This window comes from Larkinella sp. C7 (genome assembly GCF_006149005.1).
In the GTDB taxonomy this organism is placed as follows: domain Bacteria; phylum Bacteroidota; class Bacteroidia; order Cytophagales; family Spirosomataceae; genus Larkinella.
The window spans coordinates 1,199,681-1,225,187 of record NZ_VBSL01000001.1 but is presented as its reverse complement, the minus strand read 5'-3'; the positions used below and the strand labels follow the sequence as shown (position 1 = coordinate 1,225,187).

At 54.0% G+C, this 25,507-nt stretch carries 20 protein-coding genes; 13 read left to right on the top strand and 7 right to left on the bottom strand.

The features are described 5' to 3' along the window. Positions 1 to 11: 11 nt before the first annotated feature. Positions 12 to 1,538, bottom strand: coding sequence for a gliding motility-associated C-terminal domain-containing protein (locus FH871_RS04930; protein ID WP_138990180.1), 1,527 nt, complete (start codon positions 1,536 to 1,538; stop codon positions 12 to 14). A 121-nt stretch (positions 1,539 to 1,659) separates the two neighbouring features. Then, complete coding sequence (locus tag FH871_RS04925) at positions 1,660 to 2,883, bottom strand: DUF5009 domain-containing protein (RefSeq protein ID WP_138990179.1); 1,224 nt, start codon at positions 2,881 to 2,883, stop codon at positions 1,660 to 1,662. A 290-nt stretch (positions 2,884 to 3,173) separates the two neighbouring features. On the opposite strand from FH871_RS04925, the gene FH871_RS04920 reads away from it, so the two are divergent. The 11 genes from FH871_RS04920 (at position 3,174) to FH871_RS04870 (ending at position 16,510) form a co-directional block, all read left to right on the top strand. Then, the gene (locus tag FH871_RS04920) at positions 3,174 to 4,304 is read left to right on the top strand and encodes a FecR family protein (RefSeq protein ID WP_138990178.1); all 1,131 of its coding nucleotides are present in this window, start codon (positions 3,174 to 3,176) and stop codon (positions 4,302 to 4,304) included. A 103-nt stretch (positions 4,305 to 4,407) separates the two neighbouring features. After that, complete coding sequence (locus tag FH871_RS04915) at positions 4,408 to 4,869, top strand: RidA family protein (protein ID WP_138990177.1); 462 nt, start codon at positions 4,408 to 4,410, stop codon at positions 4,867 to 4,869. Positions 4,870 to 4,941: 72 nt separating this feature from the next. Further along, positions 4,942 to 6,162: an aminotransferase class V-fold PLP-dependent enzyme gene (locus FH871_RS04910; protein WP_138990176.1), complete on the top strand. Its 1,221-nt coding sequence runs from the start codon at positions 4,942 to 4,944 to the stop codon at positions 6,160 to 6,162. Positions 6,163 to 6,189: 27 nt separating this feature from the next. Beyond that, on the top strand, positions 6,190 to 7,437 hold the full coding sequence (locus tag FH871_RS04905; protein WP_138990175.1) for an amidohydrolase/deacetylase family metallohydrolase: 1,248 nt from the start codon (positions 6,190 to 6,192) through the stop codon (positions 7,435 to 7,437). Between the two features lie 37 nt (positions 7,438 to 7,474). Next, complete coding sequence (locus FH871_RS04900; RefSeq protein ID WP_138990174.1) at positions 7,475 to 9,232, top strand: c-type cytochrome; 1,758 nt, start codon at positions 7,475 to 7,477, stop codon at positions 9,230 to 9,232. Between the two features lie 358 nt (positions 9,233 to 9,590). Continuing rightward, entirely contained in the window at positions 9,591 to 10,028 is a 438-nt protein-coding gene (locus tag FH871_RS04895; RefSeq protein WP_138990173.1) for a cytochrome c, read from the top strand. 17 nt (positions 10,029 to 10,045) lie between these two features. Then, a complete protein-coding gene (locus tag FH871_RS04890) occupies positions 10,046 to 11,494 on the top strand; it encodes a sorbosone dehydrogenase family protein (protein ID WP_229317050.1) in 1,449 nt (482 codons plus the stop codon). A 10-nt stretch (positions 11,495 to 11,504) separates the two neighbouring features. Next, a complete protein-coding gene (locus FH871_RS04885; protein ID WP_138990171.1) occupies positions 11,505 to 12,737 on the top strand; it encodes an aminotransferase class V-fold PLP-dependent enzyme in 1,233 nt (410 codons plus the stop codon). A 41-nt stretch (positions 12,738 to 12,778) separates the two neighbouring features. Next, a complete protein-coding gene (locus FH871_RS04880; RefSeq protein ID WP_138990170.1) occupies positions 12,779 to 14,059 on the top strand; it encodes an amidohydrolase/deacetylase family metallohydrolase in 1,281 nt (426 codons plus the stop codon). A 208-nt stretch (positions 14,060 to 14,267) separates the two neighbouring features. Beyond that, positions 14,268 to 15,380: a bile acid:sodium symporter family protein gene (locus FH871_RS04875; RefSeq protein ID WP_138990169.1), complete on the top strand. Its 1,113-nt coding sequence runs from the start codon at positions 14,268 to 14,270 to the stop codon at positions 15,378 to 15,380. Positions 15,381 to 15,589: 209 nt separating this feature from the next. Beyond that, positions 15,590 to 16,510, top strand: a complete 921-nt coding sequence (locus FH871_RS04870; RefSeq protein ID WP_171062761.1) for an SMP-30/gluconolactonase/LRE family protein — start codon at positions 15,590 to 15,592, stop codon at positions 16,508 to 16,510. Positions 16,511 to 16,528: 18 nt separating this feature from the next. Here the strand turns inward: FH871_RS04870 and FH871_RS04865 are convergent, their stop codons facing one another. Both FH871_RS04865 and FH871_RS04860 read right to left on the bottom strand, forming a co-directional pair. Continuing rightward, a complete protein-coding gene (locus FH871_RS04865) occupies positions 16,529 to 17,584 on the bottom strand; it encodes a response regulator (protein ID WP_138990168.1) in 1,056 nt (351 codons plus the stop codon). Beyond that, positions 17,562 to 18,779 (bottom strand): PAS domain-containing sensor histidine kinase, encoded by a 1,218-nt coding sequence (locus tag FH871_RS04860; RefSeq protein WP_138990167.1) that lies wholly within the window; start codon positions 18,777 to 18,779, stop codon positions 17,562 to 17,564. Before FH871_RS04860 ends, FH871_RS04865 begins: the two co-directional genes overlap by 23 nt. A 250-nt stretch (positions 18,780 to 19,029) precedes the next feature. Between FH871_RS04860 and FH871_RS04855 the strand changes: the two genes are divergently transcribed. After that, positions 19,030 to 19,353 carry a thioredoxin family protein gene (locus FH871_RS04855; protein ID WP_138990166.1) on the top strand — a complete coding sequence of 108 codons (324 nt, stop codon included), beginning with the start codon at positions 19,030 to 19,032 and terminating at the stop codon, positions 19,351 to 19,353. Positions 19,354 to 19,521: 168 nt separating this feature from the next. Here FH871_RS04855 and FH871_RS04850 read toward each other — a convergent pair whose 3' ends face one another. Further along, the gene (locus FH871_RS04850) at positions 19,522 to 21,240 is read right to left on the bottom strand and encodes a tetratricopeptide repeat protein (protein WP_138990165.1); all 1,719 of its coding nucleotides are present in this window, start codon (positions 21,238 to 21,240) and stop codon (positions 19,522 to 19,524) included. Positions 21,241 to 21,382: 142 nt separating this feature from the next. Then, on the bottom strand, positions 21,383 to 22,777 hold the full coding sequence (locus tag FH871_RS04845) for a chloride channel protein (protein WP_138990164.1): 1,395 nt from the start codon (positions 22,775 to 22,777) through the stop codon (positions 21,383 to 21,385). Positions 22,778 to 23,126: 349 nt separating this feature from the next. Between FH871_RS04845 and FH871_RS04840 the strand changes: the two genes are divergently transcribed. Beyond that, the gene (locus tag FH871_RS04840) at positions 23,127 to 24,521 is read left to right on the top strand and encodes a TIGR00341 family protein (RefSeq protein ID WP_138990163.1); all 1,395 of its coding nucleotides are present in this window, start codon (positions 23,127 to 23,129) and stop codon (positions 24,519 to 24,521) included. Positions 24,522 to 24,535: 14 nt separating this feature from the next. Here FH871_RS04840 and FH871_RS04835 read toward each other — a convergent pair whose 3' ends face one another. Then, the gene (locus FH871_RS04835) at positions 24,536 to 25,438 is read right to left on the bottom strand and encodes a LysR family transcriptional regulator (RefSeq protein ID WP_138990162.1); all 903 of its coding nucleotides are present in this window, start codon (positions 25,436 to 25,438) and stop codon (positions 24,536 to 24,538) included. Positions 25,439 to 25,507 lie beyond the last annotated feature (69 nt).

Below are 25,507 nucleotides of genomic sequence, written 5' to 3'. Positions count from 1 at the left end.
GGCGGGGCGCACTATCGGGTCAGACCGAGTGCGCCCCGTTTTTGTTCGGCCAGCACGCCGGTGCCCTGCTGAAGCTGGTAGCGAATCTGCCAGCCATACACGCCAACCGGCGCGGTTTTTCCCTGATACATCCCGTTCCAGGCGAATGGCGGCTCGGTGGTCTGGAAAACCAGCTCGCCCCAGCGGTTGAAAATCGACAGCGACGTAATGGTAATGTCTCCGCAGCCAAAGGGTTGAAAGACATCGTTTTGTCCGTCGGCGTTGGGCGTAAAAATATCCGGTGTATACAACACGCAGCCGCAATCGGCGTACGAAATGCGAACGGTATCGCGAACCGTGGCGCAATCGTTGCTCACCGACGCCTGAAAAAAGCCGGACTGCCCCACGGTTCTGACAACCGCTTCGAATGGGTCCTGCCAGCTGAATTTCCCCTCGGCAAAGTCGGGCCGGATGGTATACACTTCTGCCCCGCACAGGTTCTGATCCAGGCCCAGATTCAGCCGGGGTGGCGGTACAAACCGGATCTGAATGCTATCGGTCGCCACGCAACGAGCCTGTTCGACCCGCAAACTGTATAAGCCATCCTGCCGGACGGGATAGGTCAGGGTAGTAGAACCGTCCTGCCAGCGGAACGTTGGCGGAACACCGGCGGGCGTTTTGAGCGTCAGGGTTTGTCCCTCACACAGCGTCGTGTCGCGGCCGAGGTCGAAATCGAGGGCGTAATCCACCCGGATGGTGTCGCGCAGGACTTTGCAGGGCGTGGTGACCGTGACGGAATAATGGCCCGGTTGGGTGGCCCGAAACGTGGGTGCGGTGCTGCCGTCGTGCCAGCGGTATTCGGTGGCACCGGGCGTGGTGGCATCGAGCAGGAGCGTGCTGTTCCGGCCACAAAGCGTGGTGTCGTTTCCGAGGTCCATTTTAATGGGCAACAGCGAAACGTCGTCGATGAAAAGGTAGAAATACCCCAGAAAAACCGGCAGCTTTTTGAAACTCCCGATGGTTAAATATTGCTCTCCGCCTTTGGCTTTGACGTAGCCCGAAATCCGTTCCCAGCGCAACATTGGAATGCTGGTGGTCAGGGCATTGTCAATCACCTGGGCATCTACGGGAAGCAATCCTTTTTCCGGGGAAGTGATCGGTTTTTCGGACAAAAAAGCACCGATCGTTCCGCTTAAATATTTGTTCGGCGTTGGTGTCGCGACGTACATCTCGAAGAAATAACAGTCGTCGGCAACCAGCGGTTTTTTCAGGGGCGTGGCAAGGTATTCGGCCCAGCTTACGTCCAGAAAGAGCCGGGCCAGTCCCTGCCCGGAATGGGGTGGCAATTCCATCTGAACCGTCGGAAAACACTGGTGGTAAAAATCGGGCGTGGCGCCGTTGGGATTGTACCAGGGAACCGCTTCACCCAGCAAATTATCCTGACGGGGGCAGGTTCGGTACTCCTCAAAACCGCCGTTCTGGAGCAGATTTTGGGCCATAGCGACTCCGGGCAGGCACATAACCAGCCACCACACCATCCAAACGGCACGGCTCCGCATGTTTCAGTCTACGCGCTAAAGTGATCGGGGACATCTAATATACGGTCTTTTTGCGAATAACCTTGGATGCCATCCGGGGTTATCCACAGTCAATCTCGTTGGGTTGTGCGGTTGTAGGCGTCTATAGCCTTAGTCGGATGCCCGCTTTGCCCAGCATTCGGGTAATCCAGACACACAGCAGGGCGAACAGGAAGGATTTCAGCAGGCCGATGCCGCCGATTAGCAAAACGTCCGGCAGGCGGATTCCCAGAAACGCCGTGGTCGCGTAGGCAAAATACGGAATCAAGTAGCAGAGCAACGTGTCCGTTCCGGCGGGTTTGATAAACTGGAACCAGTTGCCTTTCCCTTTCACATCCGCAAGCCCGTAAATGGCCGTGAACGCCAGAATCGTAAACGCACTGCACAGAAACAGCCAGGCTGGCGTGGCATCCAGCTTCGATAGGCCCCAGTAGGGCCGGGTAATGACGGACAGGCCGGTTAGCAAAACCGCCGTTCCCAGAAAAACAAGAGTCATCCGCCGGTTGTCGTCCTGTTTGCGGTAATACTGAAACAGGGTTGCGATCACCACCCCGCCCATGCTCAGACCCGCCAGCGTGCCGCCCCGAATGGCTGCCGGGATGAAGTCGAGGGCACTGGGTAGCAAGTCCGCATGGGATAGCATACTCAGCAGTGCAAAACCGCACCAGGCTGCGATGAGTATGAAAAGCCGGTTTCGGGCAAAAACCGTGACGAGCGCGGCCGCCAGATACGACCAGCCGATCAGTCCCAGAATGCCCCACCAGTGCGGTTCAAAACGGGTGATTTTTTGGGCATCACCGCCCCGGTACAGGACGGCTAAAACCAGCAGGATCAGCAAACCGGCGGTTTTCAACCCTGTGCTTAGCCACTTCGGCGCTGATTTTGGATACGAATTCCACACCAGAATAAACGACGCACAGCACAGCACATTCCACAAAAGCCGGGGCAGGCCCGTTGCGGTTTCGTTGATGGATTCGCCGTTGACCAGAAAAACACCCATTGTCAAGAGTGCCACCGACCGCAGCAGAACGTGCCCGACGAGTTGAAGATCCGTGTCGCCTTTTTTTCGCCGGTTATCGATTGCGAAGGGGAGCGACATGCCGACAATGAATAGGAACGCCGGGAAAACGACGTCGGCCAGTCCGATGCCGTCGGCGCCGGGCGGCACGTGTTCGAGCCAGGCCGGAATGCCGGTTAACGACCAGAGATCGTTGACGAAAATCATGAGCACCATCGTCAGCGCACGCAAAATGTCGATGGCCCCGACCCGCGCCGGATTCAGGACGGTTTGGGTGGATTGGGGAGAATGGGTTGCGGTTTTGTTCATGAATATGGCTGGCTGATGGGAACGCGGATTAAGCGGATTGGACCGATCAAAACGGATTTTAATTTGAATCTGTACAAATCCGTTCAATCCGCCGGATCCGTGTTCCTATCCAATTTTGTTCGTAAACTTTCATCACGTCCCAGCGCCCACCGTCAAATGTACGCGCATTCGTGGGTTGGATGAAACAAAAACGGGGGAAAATGCAGTTCGAAATTTTATTCCGAAAAAAGGAGTATTGGCCGTACACACTTGCATCTTTACATACAAATAGCAAAGTATTACTGTTTTGTATGCAAGATTATCGGAATTTCGAGCCTGAAGAATTAGCTATTGATCCGTCTTTTCAACGTTGGAAATTGCTGGACGATCCTGCCGAGCGTGATTTTTGGAAAGAATGGTTGGTTCAAAATCCTGATAAAGAGGAACTTGTCGATAAGGCTTACCAGTTGTTGAGTACCCTGAATGACGTCTATACCCGGTTTCCGGGCGAACGGGCAACGGTTTCAGACCGGGAAGTACAAAACGAAATCCAGCGGCTGAGTCAAGCCATCGATAGCCACGAAAAACCGTCGGTTCGCTGGTTCCGCCCGGAGTGGGTGCGGTATGGAATGGCGGCCAGTATCGTCCTGATGCTGGGTCTGTTCTGGCAGTATGGAATTCGCTCGAAGGAGCCGAAAAGTGGTAACGTTACCTACGACGAACTGGTGGCGCAGGTGTCGAATCCACTTCGGGAAGTGGCCAATACGACCAATGCATCGCGTCAGGTTCAGTTGCCGGATGGAAGTACCCTCGTATTGAAACCGAAAAGCCGGGTGAGTTATTCCGATCCGTTTCCGGGAACAACCCGCGAGGTTTACCTCGTCGGAGAGGCTTTCTTTCAGGTTCATAAAGACCCGAATAAACCGTTCTATGTTTACGCCAACGGACTGGTCACGAAAGTGCTGGGAACCAGTTTTACGGTGCAGACTTTTGAGGATAACAAGCAGGTGAAGGTGGTGGTTAAAACCGGGAAAGTCTCCGTTTTTGCCGGCAACCAGGCTACGGTAACCCAGCAGAAGGAGGATTATAAACTGGGTGGAATCGTCCTGACGCCCAACCAGCAGATTGTCTTCACACCGACCGACACCCGGATTGTCAAGAGCCTGGTGGCCGAACCGGCCTTGCTGGAAAAACCGGTTCAGAAACAGCCGTTTAGCTTCCGGCGCACCCCCATTGCCGAAGTGTTTGCCACCCTCGAAAAAGCGTACGGCATCCGCATCGTGTTTGATGAAGAAATCATGAAATCGTGTTACCTGACGGCTTCGCTGGAAGACGAACCACTCTTCGAAAAGCTGGACTTAATTTGCAATACGATCAATGCCCGCTACGAGCAACTGGACGCCCACATTATCGTCAACAGCGACGGGTGTGGATCGCTCTAAAAATTGCTGATACATTTTGGGTCAAACACTGGCACGATAGGTAAAAAATTGGTTGATTTACTTAAATTTTTTAGTATTCATTTATCCATTCTTCAATTTTCTAATGAAACCACAACGCCGATCCATTTTAAAACGACTCTTTGCTTCCATTGCCGGTGTCACTGGCCTGGGTGTGGCTACCACCGCGGCTAAAGCCGAAGCCGCTCCCGAAAAGGAAGTATTTAACGTGGTGACTGATCAGGATGTGCCACTGTTTTCCGGTTCAACCAAAATGGGAAATCTGGTCTTCGTGGCCGGCAAAGGATACCATAAGGATGGGGACATCAAAGTGCATACGGACGAGGTGCTGAAGGAGTTGGAAAAGGAACTGATCAAAGCCGGTTCTTCGATGGAGAAAGTGCTGAAAGTGACGGTTTTTCTGCACGACCTGAACGACTACAAAGCCATGAATGAAGTCTACAAAGGCCGGTTTGGCAGCAAGCCGCCGGTGCGCACGACGGTAGCCGTTTACGGCGGTGTTCCCGGCGACTCGCTGGTCGAAATGGACTGCATCGCTTATATTTAATTGGCGGCATACCGCTCTCTCCAGTCGGCGGGGGCGGTATGCGGTTTCCCCACCTTTTTGCTAACCCATCTTATGATCAGTAGAAGAACCATCCTCAAACGACTGTCGGCCATGCCGCTTTTAGGCGGTATCATCGGCAGTGCCGCTCCCTTGTCATCGGCCGTGGCCGCAACGGCGCTCGCTCCCCGCAACCTGGTGAAAGAGCTGGGTATCAGAACATTCATCAATGCCGCCGGGACTTACACGGCCATGACCGGTTCGCTGATGCAGGACGAGGTGATGGAAACGATTCAGGCGGCTTCCAAAGAATTTATGATGCTCGACGATGTGCAAACCAAAGTCGGGGAGAAAATTGCGGCCATTGTCCACGCCGAATCGGCAGTCGTAACGGCGGGTTGCTTCTCGGCCATGACGCTCGGTTTGGCGGGCGTGCTGACCGGTATGGATCAGAAAAAAGTGGAAGCCCTGCCGCAACTGGAAGGCACCGGCATGAAATCCGAAGTGATCGTGCAGAAGGGTCACAACGTTGGCTATTCACACGCGCTGACCAACACCGGCTGCAAGATGGTTTTCGTCGAAACCGTGGAGGAGGTCGAGAAGGCGATCAATGAAAAAACCGCCATGATGTGGTTTCTGCACATCCAGTCGGATCAGGGCAAAATCATGCACCAGGAATGGGTGAACCTGGCCAAAAAACACAACATTCCGACCATGATCGACATTGCCGCCGATGTGCCGCCGGTCGAAAACCTGTGGAAATTCCACGAAATGGGCTTTGATCTGGTGTGTGTTTCGGGCGGAAAAGCCATGCGCGGCCCGCAAAGTGCCGGGATTTTGATGGGCAAGAAACACCTGATTGCGGCCGCCCGACTGAGCATGCCACCCCGTGGTTCGACCATCGGACGCGGCATGAAAGTGAACAAGGAGGAGATCCTGGGCATGTACGTCGCGCTGGAAAAATTCGTGGGGCAGGATCAGCAGAAGGAGTGGAAAATGTGGGAAGACCGCGTCGCGCACATCGCCGATGCCGTGAAAAAAGTCAATGGCGTAACGACCGAAACCATCCGGCCCGAACTCGGCAACCACACGCCGACGCTACGGATCAAGTGGGAACCGGCCAAAATCAACCTGACCACCAAAGCCTTGCAGGAAGCCCTGCGCAACGGCGATCCGTCCATCGAAATCGTTGGCGAGCAGGGCGGTATCAGCCTGACCACCTGGATGTTGAAGCCCGGTCAGGAGAAAATCGTTGCGACCCGCCTGAAAGAAGAACTCGCCAAAGCTGCGGTCTGATTTTTTCGGTTATTGTTCCCTAAACCCATGCGCAAACTTTCCTTTTTACTGGCCGTACTCGGTCTGATCAGCGGTTCGGTTGACGCCCAAACCTACAGCCTCGTCATCAAGGGCGGGCAGGTCATCGATCCGAAAAACAACCTCAACGCGGTGATGGATATCGCCATCACCGACGGCAAAATTGTTCAGGTCGCCAAAACCATCGACGCCAGCCAGGCCAAACAGGTCGTCAATGCCAAAGGGATGCTCGTTACGCCCGGCATCATCGACATTCACGGCCACGTTTTTTACGGAACCGAACCGAATCATTACCTCAGCAACGGCCTGACGGCGGTTTCGCCCGACGGTTTTACGTTTCGGGTGGGCGTCACCACCATCGTCGATGCGGGTGGGGCGGGCTGGCAGTCGTTTCCGGCGTTCAAAAAGAACATCATTTTTTCGTCCAAAACGCGCGTGCTTTCGCTGCTGAACATCGTGGGCGAAGGCATGCGGGGTGGAAACTGGGAGCAGGACACCACCGATATGGACCCCAAAATGGCCGCAGCGATGGCCCTCGGCAATTCGAACGATGTGGTTGGTTTCAAAGTGGCACACTTCATGGGCGGTACCTGGACGCCCGTTGACAAAGCCGTGGAAGCCGGAAAACTGGCGAACATGCCGGTGATGATCGATTTCGGGATGCACGACCCGCCGTTGTCGCTGGAAGAATTGTTTCTGAAACACCTGCGCCCCGGCGATATTTTTACCCACACGTATACGCTCCTGGAAGGCAATGTTCGGCAAACGATTGTGGATGAAGCCACCGGAAAGGTAAAACCGTTCGTTTGGGAAGCCCGCAAAAGAGGCATTGTGTTCGACGTAGGTTATGGCGGGGCCAGCTTCAATTATTCACAGGCCATTCCGGCGGTCAAGGCCGGTTTTTACCCGACCACGATCAGCACCGATTTGCATACCGGCAGCATGAACGGTTCGATGAAAGACATTCTGAGCATCATGTCCAAATTTGTCGGCATGGGCGTTCCGGTGGCGGATGTCATCAAAGCCAGTACGTGGACCCCGGCGCAGGTGATCAAACGCGAAATGCTGGGACACCTGTCGGTGGGAGCCATCGCCGATGTAGCCATCCTGACCATGCGTGAAGGAAATTTCGGTTTCTACGACAAAACCGGCTATCGGGTGGAAGGCAAGAAAAAATTCGAGTGCGAAATGACCATCAAAGGCGGTAAAATCGTGTATGACCTCAATGGGATCGCCAACCCGCTGGTGGTGAATTAAAATGAATCTGACTAGTCCTATTCTCTGAAACTTCTGAATGTCAAGACTCTATACCCGTAGCCTTTTTCTGGCTTTACTTGCTGCGGTCGGTTTTGTCCGGCCTGAAACGAATACAAACCTCCCGGTTCGGACGGCGGAAAACGGCGGACTTTTTCTGCCGGAAGGATTCGAAGCCACGGTCGTTGTCGATAGTCTGGCGGGTCGCGCGCGGCACCTGGCGGTCAACGACAACGGCGATATTTACGTGAAAGCACGGTTTGCGCGGGACAAGGACGAATCGGTGATCGCCTTGCGGGATACCAACGGCGATGGCCGGGCCGACATTATCAAACGCTTCGGTGGTCTGTCGCGCGAACGGGCGTACGGCACGGCGATGCGGATTCACAACGGCTACCTGTATTTCAGCTCCGAACTGATCGTGTACCGCTACAAACTGACCCCCGGCAAACTGATTCCCGAAGGCCCGGTGGAAATCATTCTGACCGACGACCACGCCCACGGGATGCACGAGCACATTACCAAACCGGTGGCGTTTGATAACAAAGGGTATATGTATGTGCCATTCGGAGCGGGTTCGAACGCGTGTCAGGAGAAAAACCGCATTCCGAGTTCGCCGGGTCTGAATCCCTGTGGCCTGCTTGCCGACCACGGCGGCATCTGGCGGTTCGACGCCAACAAAGTGGGACAAACGCAGAAAGACGGAAAGCTCTTTGCCACCGGATTGCGGAGCATTGTGGCCCTGGACTGGAATCCGGTCGATCAGACGCTGTACACGGTCGGCCACGGTCGGGACGATTTTCTGATGTTGTGGTCTCATTTGTATTCGCCCTGGGAAAGCGCGGTGTTGCCCGCCGAAGAGTTTTTGCGGGTGAAAGAGGGGATGGATGCGGGCTGGCCGTATTATTATTACGATCAGGAAAAGAAGAAAAAACTGCTCAATCCGGAGTACGGCGGAGACGGCAAAAAAGCGGGGAAAGGGGCTGATTATGAGCAACCCATCATCGGTTTCCCGGCCCACTGGGCACCGAACGATCTGGTGTTTTACCAGGGAACGGGAGCCTCGAACGGTTTCCCGGAGCATTACAAAAACGGGGCCTTCATTGCGTTTCATGGTTCGACCAACCGCGCACCCTATCCGCAGGCGGGGTATTTCATCGGGTTCGTTCCCGACAAAAACGGGTCGCCGTCTACCGATTGGGAAGTGTTCGCCGACGGGTTTGCCGGGGTCGATCCGATTGTCAACGTGAGCGATGCGGTCTATCGTCCGATGGGCATTGCGATGGGGCCGGACGGTTCGCTGTACATTGCCGAGACCGAAAAAGGGAAAATCTGGAAGGTGACCTACAAAGGTGATAAGAGCAAATTCGGTTCGGCGCAACTGGCGCAGATGGAAAAACGCAAGTCGATGTCGCACATCCGGACGCCGGATAAAGTAAACGACAATCTCGACAAAGACAAGCCGGTTCTGGGGAGCAAAGTCTACGGCGTCTACTGTGCCGCCTGCCACCAGCGCAACGGCCGGGGCGACTCGCAGCGGTTTCCACCCCTGGCCGATTCGGAATGGGTGCTGGGCGACAAAACGCGCCTGATCGAAGTGCTGTTGAAAGGGCTGGAAGGGCCGATTGAAGTAAAAGGCCAGTCGTACAACAACGTGATGCCGCAGCACGATTTTCTGAAAGATGAAGACATTTCCGAGGTGCTGACGTTTGTCCGCCAAAGCTTTGGCAATTCGGCCAGTGCGGTTTCTGCCGACGAGGTGAAAGCCGTTCGGAAGTCGATCAGGAAAAAGAAATGAAGTGTGATGTTTTCATGAGGTTGAATATTCAGATGTAGTTAATTGATAATCAATTCATAAAAGGTCCGTTTATGCCCCAGTAGGGGAATAACAGCGTAGCGTCGCCGGGCCGCCGGAGCGGTAGCATAAAAAAATCACTACCCTTTCAGCGTGCCTTTAGGTACGTAACGGTTTGCGGTAACAACAGGATCGCGTACCTAAAGGCACGCTGAAAGGGGAAATTGCCGGATCTGCTACCGCTCCGGCGGCCCTACGCTGTTAAATCCCTTCGGGATATTAGCCCCTGTTTATTTAGTTAAAATCAAATACCAACTGGCTATTAAAACTGACTGCCCTTTACGCTTAACTTTTCATTTAAATGCGTTCCAATAATTTACTGATTGCCGGTTTCTGTGTGTTGTGCTTAGGGATAATGAGTTTTACGGATAACCCGAAAACCGATGATCCGAAGCAGGAGAAATGGAAAGCCCCCGTCTGGGCCGATACGCTGAAAAGCCACTTCCCGACCGAGCCGTTGACGCTGGAACAGGGCGAAGAATTATTCATGGAATACTGCTCGTCGTGCCACGGCGAAGCGGGCTACGGCGATGGCGCTGCGGGCCGGGCGTTGGGGGCCAAACCGGCCAACTTCCACGACCCGGAAGTGACGAAACAAACCGACGGTGCCTTGTTCTGGAAACTGTCGACTGGCCGCGGAAATATGCCGCCGTTTAAGGATGTTTTTTCGGAAGAACAGCGGTGGCAACTGGTCGGCTACCTCCGTAAATTAACCAAAAAGAATACCGACACGAAATGAGGGCGTTCAACGCAATTTTGCGAAAAATAAACCTGCTGACGGCCGTGGTATTCTGCCCGGTTCTGCTCCACGCACAAGGCCCCGATGCCAAAACTCCTGTTCCGCCGACGGCCCTGCGCCCGGACATCAAGGTCGAGCATTTCATGACCGTTGGCCCCGAAGCCGTGCGGCTGATTCAGCATCCGACTACCGGCGATATCTATTACACGACCTTTACCGGGGATGTGTTCCGGGTGAAGCTGAACGGCCAGCCGCCGGTGGCCGAGAAGGTTTTTTCGGCAGCAGATCATGGCATTACGCGCCTGCAGGGGGCGGCTTTTCTGAAAAATACGCTGTTTCTGGCGGGTAACATCAGCGTCAACGACAACAAGGGAACCAAAGGCCGGATGGTGCGCTACGACCTGGCGTCGGGCGAAAAACCGGAACTGACCGTTGTGTTCAATACGGTTGAATACGGGACGAACAAAACCACCTTCGACCACGGCTGGAACGCGCTGGAAATCAGTCCCGATCAGAAATACATCTACGTCAATACCGGCGCGCGAACCGACCACGGCGAGGTGCAGGACAACGGCGGAGTCTATCCGAATGCGCGGGATAATGCGCTGACCGCCAAAATTTTCCGGTTTCCGGTCGATGCCAAAAACCTGGAGCTGCCGAACGACGAAGCCAAGCTGAAAGCCGATGGCTACATCTACGCGGAAGGCATCCGGAATGCCTACGACATGGCGTTCGATGGCGACGGCAGGCTGTTTGCGGTTTCCAATTCCGGCGACTACGACCACGCCGAAGATATGTTCTGGGTCCAGAAAGGGCATCACTACGGTTTTCCGTGGGTCATGGGCGGCATCGACAATCCGCAGCAGAATCCCGACTGGCAACCCGATCCGGAAAAAGATCCGTTCCTGAGCAAGTTCGCCCACGCCTGGCTGATGCGGTATTTCCGGAATGATCCCGAGTTTCCGAAAAAACCGGCAGGGGTGAAATTTACAGGGCCGGTTTTGAACGTCGGCCCCGATGCCAACGAATACCGCGACCGGGCGACCGGCGTCGTCATGGATGGTGATTCAACGGGCGTTCCGGTTGGCACGTTCAATGCGCACAGCTCGCCGTTGGCCTTGTTTTTCGATACCAAAAACGTGCTGGCGGATGATCTGAAAGGCGACGGTTTTGTGATCCGGTATTCCGGGCCGCGACGCAATTCGACGGCGATCAATCCGCTGAAAAAACAGGGGCGGGACCTGTTGCATCTTGACTTAACGTACAACAAAACCACAGACAATTATTCCGTTAAAACCACCCGCCTGGTCGACGGTTTCACGGAACCAACGGACGCTTTGCTGGTCGGAAATACCGTCTATGTGATCGAATACGGCGGCAAGGGCGGCAACCTCTGGAAAATTACCTTACCCGCCGATCCGAAAGCGGCAAAGAAACAGCGTAAGAAATCCAAATTAACCGATTAACGACACACGTATGTTAAGCAGAAGAAAACTCATTAAACGCCTGTCGAGTGTCCCGTTGTTGGGCGGACTGGTGGGCAGTTTTTCATTACCGGCCGAAGCCGCTTTATCCAAAGGGGCTGCGGTGGCGGCTCCCAGGCGTGATTTGTTCAAGGAGTTTGGTGTGCGGACGTTCATCAATGCCGCCGGAACGCTGACCTACATGACGGGTTCTTTGATGCACGACGAAGTGCTCGAAGCGATTAATTATGCCTCGAAAGAGTTCTGTTTGCTGGACGAATTGCAGGATAAAGTCGGGGAGAAGATTGCCAAAATGGTGCACTCGGAAGCTGCGGTAGTAACCTCTGGTGCCTTTTCCGGGATGACCCTGGGACTGGCCGGCATTCTGACCGGAACGGATCAGAAAAAAGTGGAAGCGTTGCCGCATCTGGAAGGAACGGGGATGAAATCCGAAGTGATTTGCCAGAAAGGACACGACATTGTGTATAACCATGCGCTGACCAATACCGGCTGTAAAATGGTGATGGTTGAAACCGTCGAGGATGTGGAAAAAGCGATCAACGAAAAAACCGCGCTGATGCACTTTCTGCACATCCAGTCGGACAAAGGTAAAATCATGCACGAAGAGTGGGTGGCGCTGGGCAAAAAACACAACATTCCGACCTCCATCGATATTGCCGCCGACGTGCCGCCAACCGAAAACCTCTGGAAATTCAACGACATGGGATTCAGTTTTGTGGTGGTTTCGGGCGGGAAAGCCATGCGTGGACCCCAGAGTGCGGGTTTGCTGATGGGCAAGAAAGACATCATTGCAGCCGCCCGGATGCACATGCCTCCGCGTGGTTTCAACATCGGTCGCGGCATGAAAGTGAACAAGGAAGAGATTCTGGGCATGTACGTCGCGCTGGAAAAATTTATTTCGCAGGATTACACCAAGCTCTGGAAGTCGTGGGAAGATGGCGTTGCGCACGTTGAAAATACCGTCAAAACCATCAACGGGATCAAAACCGAGGTGCGCGTGAATCCGCTGGGCAACCACACGCCCTCGCTCCGCATCTCCTGGGACCCGGCGCTGGTGAAAGTGACCGGAAAACAGGTGCAGGAAGCCCTGCGAAACGGCGATCCGTCCATCGAAGTCGGTGGCGGTGGCCCCAGCAGCATCGGCGTTACGGTCTGGATGATGAAACCGGGGCAGGAAAAAATCGTGGCGAAGCGAATCAAGGAAGAACTTTCGAAGGCGGTTTGAAAAATATCCCCAACTTCCTCAATGAATTAACCCTAAACTCCATGAAAAAACGGTTTCTTTTCATTTTCACCGGCTTGTTCGCTCTCGCCAGTCTCGCACTGGCGCAGCCCTATCACGTCGTCATCAAGGGCGGTCACGTGATCGATCCGAAAAACAACATCAACGGGATTATGGATGTGGCCATTCTGGACGGCAAAATCGCGAAGGTGGCGAAAAACATCGACGCGACGGGCGCCCGGCAGGTGGTCAAGGCCAAAGGGCTGTACGTAACGCCCGGCATCATCGACATCCATACGCACGTTTTTTTCGGAACGAACATGGACCAGACCTACAGCAACGGACCGAATGCCTTGCCGCCCGACGGTTTTACGTTTCGGAACGGCGTGACGACCATTGTGGATGCCGGTTGCTCGGGCTGGCGGGATTTTGAAGCGTTCAAGAAGCAAACCATCGATGCATCGCAAACGCGGGTGCTGGCGTTGCTCAACATTGTCGGCAGCGGGATGCGGGGCGGCAAATTTGAGCAGAACATCGACGACATGGACCCCAAAGCGACGGCGGAAATGGCTCAAAAATACCCCGATCTGGTGGTCGGTGTGAAGCTGGCGCATTTTAACGGCCACGACTGGACGCCCACCGACCGCGCGGTGGAAGCCGGAAAGCTGGCGAACAAGCCGGTGATGATCGACTTCGGTGGCAGCAAACCGACGCTTTCCATCGAAGAATTGTTTCTAAGACGCCTGCGTCCGGGCGATATTTTTACCCACTGTTTCGGCCAACTGGCCACCCGCGAGCCGATTCTGGATGTGGCAACCAACAAAGTCAAACCGTTCGTGTGGGAAGCGCAGAAGAAAGGCGTCATTTTCGACGTGGGCTACGGCGGGATTAGTTTCGCGTTCTCGCAAGCCATTCCGGCCCTGAAAAGCGGTTTTTTTCCGAACACCATCAGTACCGATATTCATACCGGTAGCATGAATAATGCCATGAAAGACATGCTGAACGTAATGTCGAAATTCATGGCGATGGGCATGGATTTGCCGGCAGTCATCAAAGCCAGTACGTGGAGCCCGGCGCTCGCCATCAAACGGCCCGAACTGGGCAGCCTGACCGAAGGCTCGGAAGCGGACGTGGCCATTCTGGATTTGCAGGACGGCAAATTTGCGGTTCGGGACACCGGTTATTTTGGTTTCTTCGATTACACCGGCCACAAGATTGAGGGAAAACAGAAGCTCACCTGCGAAATGACGATCCGCAAAGGCCGGATCGTATACGACCTCAACGGTATTGCTGAACCGATTGTCGTTCGTCAGCGGCCGCAGTAGCGGTTTATGGTATTCCGGGGCTAATCGAGATTTGCAATCTTGATTGTGGCTGTTGCGGATTTTAAATCTGCAACAGTTTCGGTCGGCATTTGAAATGCCGACCAGTGCAAGGGTTTAGGTTAATGCGTCAGTCTACCGAAAACTGTAAACCGAATACCTCAAACTGTTATATTTGGGGGGAATTCCTAAACCTTCTGAAAATAGTATCATGTATAAACTGATTTTAGGTCTGGCGGGTGTCTGTCTGCTGGTAGCACTGGGGTTGATGTTCACCGGAAATCTTCCGCTGGCGGGTCCGTTTCTGATTGCTTTCTTTCTCGCGGTCGCCATCGGTTTTCGGGGGTTCGAAAACCTGAAAGGGTTCTCCTATACGGTTATGATTTTTGCCGCCGTCACCACGGCCTTGTTTTATCCCACGTATTTTGTTTCCTACAACGGCTTTAAATTCAGTACGTTAATTACGCCCCTGATCCAACTCATCATGTTTGGAATGGGAACGTCGATGAGTCTCGATGATTTTGTCGGCGTGGTTAAAATGCCGCGCGGGGTGCTGATCGGTGTCGTTAGCCACTTCATCATCATGCCGACCATCGGCTACACCCTGGCGAGCATCAGCGGTTTGCCGCCCGAAATTGCTGCCGGTATCATCCTGATCGGTTGCTCGCCCAACGGCATGGCTTCCAACGTGATCTCGTATTTAGCCAAAGCCAATCTGGCGTTGTCGATCACGATTACGGCCATTTCCACCATGCTGGCTCCTTTCGTAACGCCCCTGCTGATGCGGACGCTGGCGGGTGCTTTCGTCGAAATCGACACGCTGGCGATGATGTGGGACATTACGAAAATGGTAATTCTGCCGATTGGTGCGGGCTTGCTGTTCAACAAGTTTCTGAGCGGGAAAGCCAAATGGCTGGACGACGCCATGCCGTATGTGTCGATGTTTGGCATCACGTTTATCATTGTGATCATCACGTCGGCGGGTCGCAACAGCCTGCTGTCGATCGGCCCCATTCTGCTGGGTCTGGTTCTGATTCACAATTTGTCCGGTTATTTTCTGGGCTACTGGTCGGGCCGGTTGTTCCGCATGAGCGAGCGCGACTGCCGAACCATCGCCATCGAGGTCGGGATGCAAAACGGCGGTCTGGCGTCGGGGATTGCCAACCAGATGGGAAAAATGGCCACCGTCGGTTTGGCCCCGGCCATTTTTGGACCGCTGATGAACATTACGGGTTCCATTCTGGCGTCGTGGTGGCACCGCCGGATGCCGAAAGAAGAACGCGATGCTCCGCAGGAAGTGGTGCACGGCCACCGAAGTTTATAGTCACCACGGAGGGGTTTTCTGTTAATAGAAATTCATTTTTCGGGTCTGAATAAGCTCCGGCGGAGCTTACTCAACATAAAATACGAGGTCGTCCCGCTGGGGCTTGAAGCTTTTGCCCGATTGTTTTTCTATGAACAGGCCGCTCCTCCGGAGCCAAATGACGCTGGAGGATTATAAACCTTGAATCAATAACTTTCACAATGAATCGAATGCCTTTCAAAACATTATCGCTCGCTGTTGTGGCCTCGCTGACCGGCGCGGGTTTACTCCTGATTTCAGCCATGCCGAATACCGCTGAGGAATTATTCAAATCGACGGTTTTTACACCTGTCAACGGGTTTACGTCCGGCGTTGAAGGCCCGGCGGTGGACAAAGCGGGGATGGTTTATGCCGTCAACTTTGGCAAGCAGGGCACGATTGGGCAGGTGACGCCAACGGGTGACGCCAGCGTATTCATCGAACTGCCCGAAGGCAGCATCGGCAACGGCATCCGGTTCAGCAAAAAAGGCGATATGTTCATTGCCGATTACCCCAAACACAACATTCTGAAAGTGGCCGCAGGCACCAAAAACCTGAGCGTTTTTGCCCACGAACCGCGCATGAACCAGCCCAACGACATCGCCATCGACGGCAAAGACCGCTTGTATGCGAGCGACCCAAGCTGGAAAAACAATACCGGCAACCTCTGGCGCATCGATACCGACGGCAAGGTGACCCTGCTCGAAGAAAACATGGGTACCACCAACGGGGTGGAAGTAAGCCCGGATGACAAACGGCTGTATGTCAACGAGTCGAACCAGCGGAAAGTCTGGGTGTATGACTTGTCGGCCGATGGGAAAATCAGCAACAAACACCTGCTGATCGAGTTCCCGGATTTCGGCATGGACGGTATGCGCTGCGATGCCGACGGCAATCTCTACCTCACCCGCTTTGGCAAAGGCACCATTGCCAAGGTGGCCCCGAGTGGCAAGGTGATTCAGGAAATCCCGTTGGTGGGCAAACGACCTACGAACATCTGTTTCGGCGGAAAAGACGGTCGCACGGCTTACGTCACGCTGCAGGATCAGGGCAATCTGGAAAGCTTCCGGGTCGATAAACCGGGCCGGGAGTGGGCGATGCGGAAAAAGTAACCGACTTTTCCGGCGGTTTTACCAGCGCGACCGCTTCAGCTTTTCGGGCTGGAGCACGCGGATGTTGGTGCCGCTGATGTCGATCAGTCCGTCGCTTTTAAACTCGCTCAGGGTGCGGATCAGTGATTCGGTGGCGGTGCCGACCATCGCGGCCAGGTCGTCGCGGGAAAACTGAATCACCGGCTCACTTTCGTGGGTTTGCAAATTCTGGTGGAGCCGCAGCAGCGTATCGGCCACCCGCCGGCGCAGCGAATCGTAGGCCATTTCAAGCAGTTGCTGTTCGCGTTCAGTGACCCGGTTGGCCAGCAACTGCACAAAACTCCGCGCCACTTCCCCATCGCGCGAAAGGAGATCGATGAAGATTTCCTTCGGAATGTACACCAGTTCGGAATCTTCCAGCGCCACCGCCGAGTCCGTGTGGTCGGTTTGCTCCAGCAGGCTCACATACCCGAAAAAGTCGCCCGTCTGGTACAGGCCCGTAATAAATTCCTTGCCATCCGGGTTGGTTTTGTACGTTTTCACCCGGCCACTCTGCACAAAATACAGCCGCATCGGTTCGTCGCCTTCCGAATACACAAACTGCTTTTTGCGGATCAAATGCCCTTTCCGGTCCACGGTCAGCGAATCGATGCCGGTCAGCGTCTGGGCATCGTCCAGAAATTGAGCCAGGCCGTCTTTGGTGGGTTCATAAGCCGGTCGCATCTGGTCGAAGCGTTTTAACCGTCCTTCCACCGCGTTCAGCAATTCAACTTCATCGAACGGTTTGGTCAGGTAATCATCGGCGCCCATTTCCATGCCCCGGCGGAAGTCGGAACGCTCGGTTTTGGCGGTCAGAAAAATGAACGGAATGCCCGACAAAACCGGGTTTTTGTTAAAAATATGCAACACGCCGTAGCCGTCCAGGATGGGCATCATGATGTCACAAATCACCAGATCGGGCCGGGTTTCGAGCGCTTTCTCCACACCGATCTTGCCGTTTTCGGCCGTTAGAACGTGGTAGTTGGCGAGTTCCAGAATTTCAGCGGTATTTTCCCGAATGTGATTGTTATCTTCAATGAGCAGAATCGTCTTCATGACTGAACGAAATGGTTACGGTGGTTCCCTGGTTAAGCTGGCTCTGGAAGTCAATGGTGCCGTTGAGCAGCGTCAGATACTGCGCGACAATGTGTAATCCCAAACCCGTTCCCTGAATGGCCGTGACGTTTTTGGCGCGGTAAAACCGTTCGAACAAATGCTTCTGATCGTCGGGCGACATGCCAATGCCCTGGTCCTCGATCGACAGGCGAACCCGGCCGTCGCGGCACCAGAAACGAACCCGGATTGGTTTGTTTTCCCCGGAATATTTGATGGCATTCGACAGCAGATTGACCAGCATTTTGCGAACCAGCGACGGATCCAGCCAGACTTTTCCGGCACAATCCGGCTCGGTTTGAATCGTTTGGCCGGGTTTTAACATGCCCTGCACGTCCGCGATCACACTGGTTACCAGCTCTTCGAGGTCGAACAAAGAGTAGGACGCTTCAATTTTTCCTTCTTCCAGCTTGCCAACCGACAGAAATTCTTCCAGAATGTCGTTGAGGTGGTTCACCGATGCCTTGATGCGCTGGATGTGGCGGTTTCGTTTGTCCTGCTGCTCCGTTGTCGTGTATTTATTCAGCAAATCGGCCGACGTCTGGATCGCACTCAGGGGCGTTCGAAATTCGTGCGATGCCATCGACACGAAGCGGGATTTGAGTTCGCCCAGTTCGCGCTCGGTCGTCAGGGCTTTTGAAAGTTCGTCTTTCGACAATTCCAACTGGTGCAGCGTCACCATGAGGGCGTTGGTTCGGTCGGCTACTTTCTGTTCCAGTTCGGCGTTCAGTTGTTCGATGCGGTTTTTCTGTTCGATGAGCACCCGCTCGGCTTCTTTTTTATAGGTCGTATCGATGATGTAAGCGACCACAAACAACTCATTTTCCCGGTAAAAATAACTCAGGCTGATTTCGGCCGGAAACAGCGAACTGTCTTTGCGTTTGACGTGCAGATCACGGCCATGCCCCATCGGGCGCACTTCCGGCCGGGCATTAAACGACTTCCGGAGGTTCTGGTGGAGGTGAACCAGCGAATCGGGAACGAGCAATTCGATGGATTGCCCCACCATTTCGGCTTCCGAATAGCCAAATAGCTGGAGCGCGTAATGACTCACCGAAATCATCCGGCCCCGGCTGTCGGAGAGAATGATGCCGATGGTCGCGTTGGCAAAAACGGCAGAAAATATATCGGTGATCATGCGGTTTGTCCGGAAACTGGCAATAAATGACCGTCTAGCGGGATTGGATGCAAGTTAAGCGGGAAAAACAAGCCGCTACCTGACAAAAATCAGTTCGGGAACCAACCTATCTCATGGTCGTTGGGACGGCAAAGCGGCAATTTTGGGTATTCTGTTTAGAGTTTATGATTTCTGGTTGATAGTTGGCCGGGATAGGCCGCTCAAGTAACGTAAACCGTAAACTTTAACCCGTAAACCATGAACTGAATTTATGAACTCGACCCTTTTTCGGCCCCTGATCGTTCCCGCCAAAATCGTGGTTCTGCTGGTGTTTGTCCCGAATTCGGGGTCACAGCAGGATTCGGTCAATCAGTTGCTGGACCGGGTCGGAACGGTGTTGGGCGATCGCATCCGGATCACCCGCGTCGATCAGGTCGTTCATCCTGAAGTGGTCAGAAGCTTTGGGGTTCACCAGTTGCCGTCGTTCATCCTGCTGAAACAGGGCATCGAAATCTGGCGGCACAACGGGTTGCTGGAATCCCGGGAGTTGATTCGCACCCTGTCGGTCCAACTCCTGGAAGAGGGCAAGGAGTAAGCAATTGCAATGTAGTATCAGTAAGTAGTAAATAGAGTGCCGCGTAAATTCTGACTTAGCTGTTCGGAAACGTACCCTGAAAGCGTGTGATGGGAAAACAAAACCCTGCCAGAGGTCTAAACCGCCCCGGCAGGGTTCCCATTTACCATCTTACTCAAACGTACTCAACTAGTTATTGTCGTCAGTATCCGTGGCCTCCGGTTTTTCCGCTTCTTTTTTGGTATCCGCTACCATTTCCCGCTTATCGATGTAGTCCAGCAGTTGCTGAACGTTCTTGTTGGCAGGGTCCAGTTCCAGCGTCTTTTGCAGATACGGAACCGCCTGAGCGATGTCTTTTTCGCGGTAATACTGATAGCCGATGAAGCTGTTGGCTTCAATCAGGTCTTTCTTCGACACCTTGGACGAATCGGCACTTTCCAGAAAAGCCTGATAATACGTAATGGCCCGCAGACCGGCGCTGTCGTCTTTCATATACCGATTGACCCGCGCACGCCAGAAAGGACCCCGGTCGTAGGTGGGATTGACCTCGGTCAGTTTGGCAAAAGCCGAGTCGGCTTTCGGCAGCAGGGTGCTGTCCTTGTTGATGGAAAACCCGAAATACGCACTTCGGCCCACGTTGTAATAATCCTGACCCACCACGCGCTGGTTGTGTTGCTGCTTCCACTGGATGCCCTGTTCGTAGGCGCGGGCGGCCTCGCCGTAGTTTTTGAGGTCTTTATACTGAATCAGGGCGATTTCGTCGAAGTAGTTTTTGGAGGTGTCCGCCGTGGCTTTGTTTAAAAACACCAGCGCCAGCGAATCACTGACGGTTGTCGTGTCGGCGCGGTTGGCATAGGCCCGACCCAGAGCCGCATAATCCATCGTAAACTGGTCTTCTTCTTTCGACTCGTTCAATACCTGTTGCATCAGTTCCAGGGCTTCGTCATACTTTTTGTAGTCGTCCGTCACGTAGGCGTAGGCATACATGCGCCGGACAGCGTTGCTGTTTTTCAGGAGCGACTGGTCTTTAATTTTGGCCAGGTAGTCCATCATGTTTTTGTAATCTTCGCTCAGAAAAGCCAGCTTGGTGTAGCGCAGGATGGTGGAATCGGACGGTTCCGAGTTGTCCACCATTTTTTTGTAGTTATAGGCCGAGGACCGGTAATTGCGGCTCAGGGAGTACAGATCACCCAGGTTTTCATAGGCTGGCGTGAACGTTGAATCGACGCCGAGGGCTTTGACGAAATAATCACGTGCGGTGTTGTAGTTTTTCGACCCTTTGAAAATATAACCGATGTTCGTCAGGACATCCGGTTGCTGAGCGTCGAGTTGTAAAGCCGATTCGTAGGCCGACACGGCTTCGCCACCCTGGTTTTTCAGGCGCAGTGCGTCGCCTTTCACGACATAATAACCGGCTTTTTTCTCCACTTTTTCGTTGGATAACACCTTGTCGATCAACCGTAGGGCTTCGTCGGGGTTCCGGTTTTTGTCGATGAGGATATTCATTTCGGCCAGGCGGTGGAGCCAGTCGGGGTGCTTGCGTTTGGCTTTTTTCTCCACTTCAGCCCAGATCGTTTTGGCTTCGTCGGTTTGGCCGCGCAGCAGAGCCACGCCCCCCAGTCCGATTTTATTGAGGTAGTTCTTTTTTTCCAGGTCCGCCCCTTTCTGAAAGGCCATACGGGCCGAATCAGGCTGGTTGATTTGCAGGTAATACCGGCCCAGAAAGAAATAGGAATCGGGAGAAGGCTGGCTGGAAACGGCCTGCCGGTAGAGTTGACCCGCCTGCTGGGGCCGGTCGGACTGGAAGTGGGTGATGGCCTGCTGAATCGTGGCGTCGGCGGATTGTGCTACCGCCATACTGCCCGCCAGAAGCGTCCCTATCAACGAGAATATGATGTGCTTTTTCATGGTGTTGAGCGTTTGCGTGGATGCATTTCACCGGGAAAATCCCGGTGGGATGGACTGCAAATTGCATGAGAAAGCTAAGAACGGGCTTAATAAAACCTTAGAATTGTCTTAGAGCCGGCAGACGTCAGTGGCCGGAAAACCGTCAGTTTGCCTTCGGTGTCGCAGCCGGTTCGTTGGGCATGGCCAGGTGTGTTTCGGCCAGAAAACCTTTTTTCAGGTGTTCATACATGGAGTGCGGATCGACCAGTGAAGCCACCAGTTGCGCAGTCAGGCCGCCGAGCAGCAGTGGGAAAATCGCGGAGTGGCGGTCGGTCATTTCCAGCACCAGAATGGCCGCCGTAAACGGTGAACGCACCACGCCGGTCAGAAAACTCACCATCCCGACCAGCACCACAACGGTGGTTTCCTGCTGATCAATCGTTAAGACGTGTGCGATCAGTTCGCCCAAAATGGCTCCGGCGCTCAGCGACGTGGCAAAAATTCCACCGGCTCCTCCGCTGCTGTAGCTCAAAACCATGCCCATGATCCGGGCCGGAAACACATACCAGGGCACTTCGCCGGGGTGGTGGAACAGCAGGTGATTGATGAGCGGTTTGCCGGTTCCGGCGGCATCGATGCCACCCCAGTAGATCAGGGCCGCAAACAGGAGGCCACAGCCGATGACCCAAAGCACCTGCTGCGGCACGGTTTTCCAGGTTTTCCGGTATTGGTTGATTTGCACCAGCAGTTTGCCAAAGAGCGCACCGGCCAGCCCGGCGATGAGTGCTGTGACAAAGGCCACGCCCAGAAAAGACAGGCCGGTGGTGGGAATGGCGGGATAGCCGAGGTACAGATAGGAGCCCAGCAGGGCCTGTGCCGTCATACCGGCAATGATGACGGCGGTGAAAACGGCGGTTCGGTAGAGCGTGATGTGTGTGTGCGTCAGTTCTTCCACCACAAACACAATACCACCCAGCGGGGTGTTGAACGCGGCCGCCAGCCCGGCGGCTCCGCCGGTGACGAGCACAATCTGGCGGGATAGCTGTGGCCAGCCCCGGGGTTGCAGGCGGTTGATGAGTTGAAAGAGCGAAGCCGAAATCTGAATCGTGGGGCCTTCGCGGCCGATGGCTCCCCCGCCGAGCAACAGAATCCCGCTGCTCAGGATTTTGACGACGGCAATCCGAATGCTCAGCAGATACGAAATTTTGGTGTGATGGGCGGGTGTAGCCAGGTCGATGGCCGCCATGAGTTGCGGAATGCCGCTCCCGCGGGCGGCAGGGGCCAGCACCCGAACCAGTGCCCAGGAAAGCAAAAAGCAGAGTGGAGTGAGCAGGAAAGCCCAGGCCGGAATGCGCAGGAACCAGGTTTGGAAAGTGGCTTCTGACCAGGCAAACAAACGTTCGTATCCCACCGTCACCAGGCCCGTCAGGAGCGATGCAATCCAGAACGGAATGGATTGCAGCGTGGTTCGGCGGACGCGCTCATTGTAAATGGACCGGACAAAACGGTTGTCGAAACGGGTTAATAGCTTCTGGTACAACGAGGGCTGGTTTTTCATCAACTAGAGAAACGTTCCGATGGTCTGTTTTAGAAATCTGGAAAAAGAACGAATTTTAAACGCTTTCCAATCCAATAAGTTATTCATTGGGCTGAGTCCTGGTGCGTTGCGAAAAGCGTCTTGCCAACCTGATTTTTTTGATCGAAGACCCCAAACGGTGGGCTGGTGCTGGCTGCCAAAGCTGATGAACACCGATTAGGCCGGGCTTAATACCGGATTAGATTTTGCTTAGAACCCGGCTTTTTGGAACAAAAATTGCGTTTTTTAAATAGATTCAACCCGGTTTTGGTGCTGCTTTGCTGGTAAAAGACCGACAGACACCGTTTTATCGCCTAAACCTACCGAAATAATGTTAACTGAAGAGCGGAATCAAGCCCGAAAAGAACGAAGCTCGACCTGGGATACCATCCGCCATTTCATCCGTGACCGGTTCAGTCTGGATGAGGATAAGGCCGATGAAGCCGAAATCATTCAGTCCATCAGCCGGGGCATTGAGTTCAAAGGGACTAATCTGTGGGCGCTTATTTTCGCCATCTTCATTGCCTCTATTGGGTTGGACGTCAATTCGACGGCGGTCATCATCGGAGCCATGCTTATTTCCCCGTTGATGGGGCCTATTATGGGCATTGGATTGGGGGTAGGCATCAACGATCTGTCCCTGATTCAACGGGCCTTCAAAAACCTGTTCATTGCCGCCATTATTAGCCTGCTGACGTCCACCCTCTACTTTCTGGTCAGTCCGTTGCACGTTGCGCAGTCGGAATTACTGGCCCGCACCTCGCCCACGATTTGGGATGCGTTCATCGCTTTTTTTGGGGGGCTGGCCGGCATTGTGGCGGGTTCGCGCCGGGACAAAATCAGCAATGTTATTCCGGGCGTGGCCATTGCCACCGCCCTGATGCCACCCCTCTGCACGGCGGGTTACGGCATCGCCAACGGCAATCTTTCGTACTTTTTCGGGGCTTTTTACCTGTTCCTGATCAACAGCGTCTGCATTAGTCTGGCCACGTTTCTGATTGTGCGGTTTCTGGGCTATCACCAGAAGGAATACGCCAATCCGGCCATTGAGAGACGGGTTAGAAATACCATTCTGGCCGCCGTCCTGATCGTGCTCGTTCCCAGTACGTACCTGGGCTACCAGATCGTTCGGAAAACCATCTTCGAACAGGCCGCCAAACGGTTTGTGACCAATGAAGGGAATTTCCAGTATCGGCAGGTGGTCAATTATACGGCGCGTTACCAGCGGGATGCAAGCAGTATCGAACTTATGGTGGTGGGCGAACCCATGCCACCCGACTCGATTCAGCTCCTGAAAGCCAAATTGCCTGCCTACGGATTGGGTAATACCGCCCTGATCATCAGGCAGGGAGCCTTGAAAGATGCGGAAGTCGATGTCAACACCATCACGTCTACCGTCACTGACCAGATCATCAAATACAGTCAGGGGTCTATTGCCCGTAAAGACCAGACGATCGATTCGCTCCGGAACTACATCGAAGCCACGCAGTCGGCCCATTTGCCGGTGGCCGATTTGCGCGACGAACTCAAAACCCTCATGCCCGACGTGCAGTCGTTCACGGCCGCACGGTCGTTGGTCATGAGCCGCACCGGCAACCGCCCGGATACGGTTTTGCTGGTCTACGCCAAATTTAGCCGCCGACACCGGCCCGCCGAAAAAAGGCGCATTGAAAACTGGCTGCGCAGCCGCACCAAGAGCCGGAAAATTAAGTTGATTGTGGAATAGCCTCCTGACTGAAGTCAGATAACCGCATTCTTTTCAAAAATCTGCTGAATCCGGGCAATCTCCTCGCTGTAGATGGTTTTCTTCCGGGTACCGAAATACAGGGTGTTTTCAATGACGTTCGTTCCTTCCCAAACCAGTTTCACCAGCCCCCGATCCATCTCGTCCCGGCACAGAAAATCCGGAATGATCGAAAAACCCTCCCGGTCGCTCAGACACCGCACAATGGAGCAGATGTTCGGCACAATGTAGTTGGGTTTGAAATCCGGGTGGCGGTTGAAATTCAGGTGCCAGAACCGCCTGAGATGATCCATGTCGGCGGCTGTGCTGTACCAGATCTGCTGTTTTAACCAGACCTCGGCTTCGCTGAACTTATTCTGTTTCAGCAATGAGTCCAGTTCGGTGGTTTGCGACCGGGCACCCCCGATCAGCACAATCCGCTCTTTCGAAAACGGCTGGTACGTCAGGTTTGTCTGCGTGCCTTTCTGGGGCGTAATGATCAGATCCAGCAAGCCTTTGTCCAGATCGTGCTGCATTTCGGTGTATTCCCCAAACTTGATAATGACGTTGAACGGCAACGTGGCGATGTGCGGTTCCAGCGTAAACTGAAACGTCTCGAAACACATGCCGATGCTGATGGTCGCCCTGCCGGTTCTGGAGCTTTTATGAAACTGCTGTTCGGCGGCTTCGAGCTTGCTGATGGGCTCCAGAATGAAATTATACATGACTTTTCCGCGTTCCGTCGGCACCATTTTCCGGGCTGCCCGGTCGAAGAGTTTGTAGCCCGTATGCGCTTCCAGCGAATTCAGATGCAGGCTGACGCCCGGTTGCGAAATATACAGGGCCTGAGCCGCTGCGGTCAGTGAGCCAGTTTCGTAGATGGCCTTGAACGTCCGAAACCATTCCAGATTAGCAATCATGATGTATCAGTATTGTGATACAAATATACTATTTAACTTATTTTTATGATAGTAATGAGGCCATTACTT

Excerpts from the sequence above, each read along its gene's own strand:
- FH871_RS04850 (WP_138990165.1), bottom strand. The coding sequence starts at position 21,240 with ATGAAAAAGCACATCATATTCTCGTTGATAGGGACGCTTCTGGCGGGC.
- FH871_RS04840 (WP_138990163.1), top strand. The coding sequence starts at position 23,127 with ATGTTAACTGAAGAGCGGAATCAAGCCCGAAAAGAACGAAGCTCGACC.
- FH871_RS04925 (WP_138990179.1), bottom strand. The coding sequence starts at position 2,883 with ATGAACAAAACCGCAACCCATTCTCCCCAATCCACCCAAACCGTCCTG.
- FH871_RS04900 (WP_138990174.1), top strand. The coding sequence starts at position 7,475 with ATGTCAAGACTCTATACCCGTAGCCTTTTTCTGGCTTTACTTGCTGCG.
- FH871_RS04895 (WP_138990173.1), top strand. The coding sequence starts at position 9,591 with ATGCGTTCCAATAATTTACTGATTGCCGGTTTCTGTGTGTTGTGCTTA.
- FH871_RS04865 (WP_138990168.1), bottom strand. The coding sequence starts at position 17,584 with ATGAAGACGATTCTGCTCATTGAAGATAACAATCACATTCGGGAAAAT.
- FH871_RS04920 (WP_138990178.1), top strand. The coding sequence starts at position 3,174 with ATGCAAGATTATCGGAATTTCGAGCCTGAAGAATTAGCTATTGATCCG.
- FH871_RS04855 (WP_138990166.1), top strand. The coding sequence starts at position 19,030 with ATGAACTCGACCCTTTTTCGGCCCCTGATCGTTCCCGCCAAAATCGTG.
- FH871_RS04905 (WP_138990175.1), top strand. The coding sequence starts at position 6,190 with ATGCGCAAACTTTCCTTTTTACTGGCCGTACTCGGTCTGATCAGCGGT.
- FH871_RS04875 (WP_138990169.1), top strand. The coding sequence starts at position 14,268 with ATGTATAAACTGATTTTAGGTCTGGCGGGTGTCTGTCTGCTGGTAGCA.
- FH871_RS04870 (WP_171062761.1), top strand. The coding sequence starts at position 15,590 with ATGCCTTTCAAAACATTATCGCTCGCTGTTGTGGCCTCGCTGACCGGC.
- FH871_RS04880 (WP_138990170.1), top strand. The coding sequence starts at position 12,779 with ATGAAAAAACGGTTTCTTTTCATTTTCACCGGCTTGTTCGCTCTCGCC.
- FH871_RS04910 (WP_138990176.1), top strand. The coding sequence starts at position 4,942 with ATGATCAGTAGAAGAACCATCCTCAAACGACTGTCGGCCATGCCGCTT.
- FH871_RS04845 (WP_138990164.1), bottom strand. The coding sequence starts at position 22,777 with ATGAAAAACCAGCCCTCGTTGTACCAGAAGCTATTAACCCGTTTCGAC.
- FH871_RS04835 (WP_138990162.1), bottom strand. The coding sequence starts at position 25,438 with ATGATTGCTAATCTGGAATGGTTTCGGACGTTCAAGGCCATCTACGAA.
- FH871_RS04860 (WP_138990167.1), bottom strand. The coding sequence starts at position 18,779 with ATGATCACCGATATATTTTCTGCCGTTTTTGCCAACGCGACCATCGGC.
- FH871_RS04915 (WP_138990177.1), top strand. The coding sequence starts at position 4,408 with ATGAAACCACAACGCCGATCCATTTTAAAACGACTCTTTGCTTCCATT.
- FH871_RS04930 (WP_138990180.1), bottom strand. The coding sequence starts at position 1,538 with ATGCGGAGCCGTGCCGTTTGGATGGTGTGGTGGCTGGTTATGTGCCTG.
- FH871_RS04885 (WP_138990171.1), top strand. The coding sequence starts at position 11,505 with ATGTTAAGCAGAAGAAAACTCATTAAACGCCTGTCGAGTGTCCCGTTG.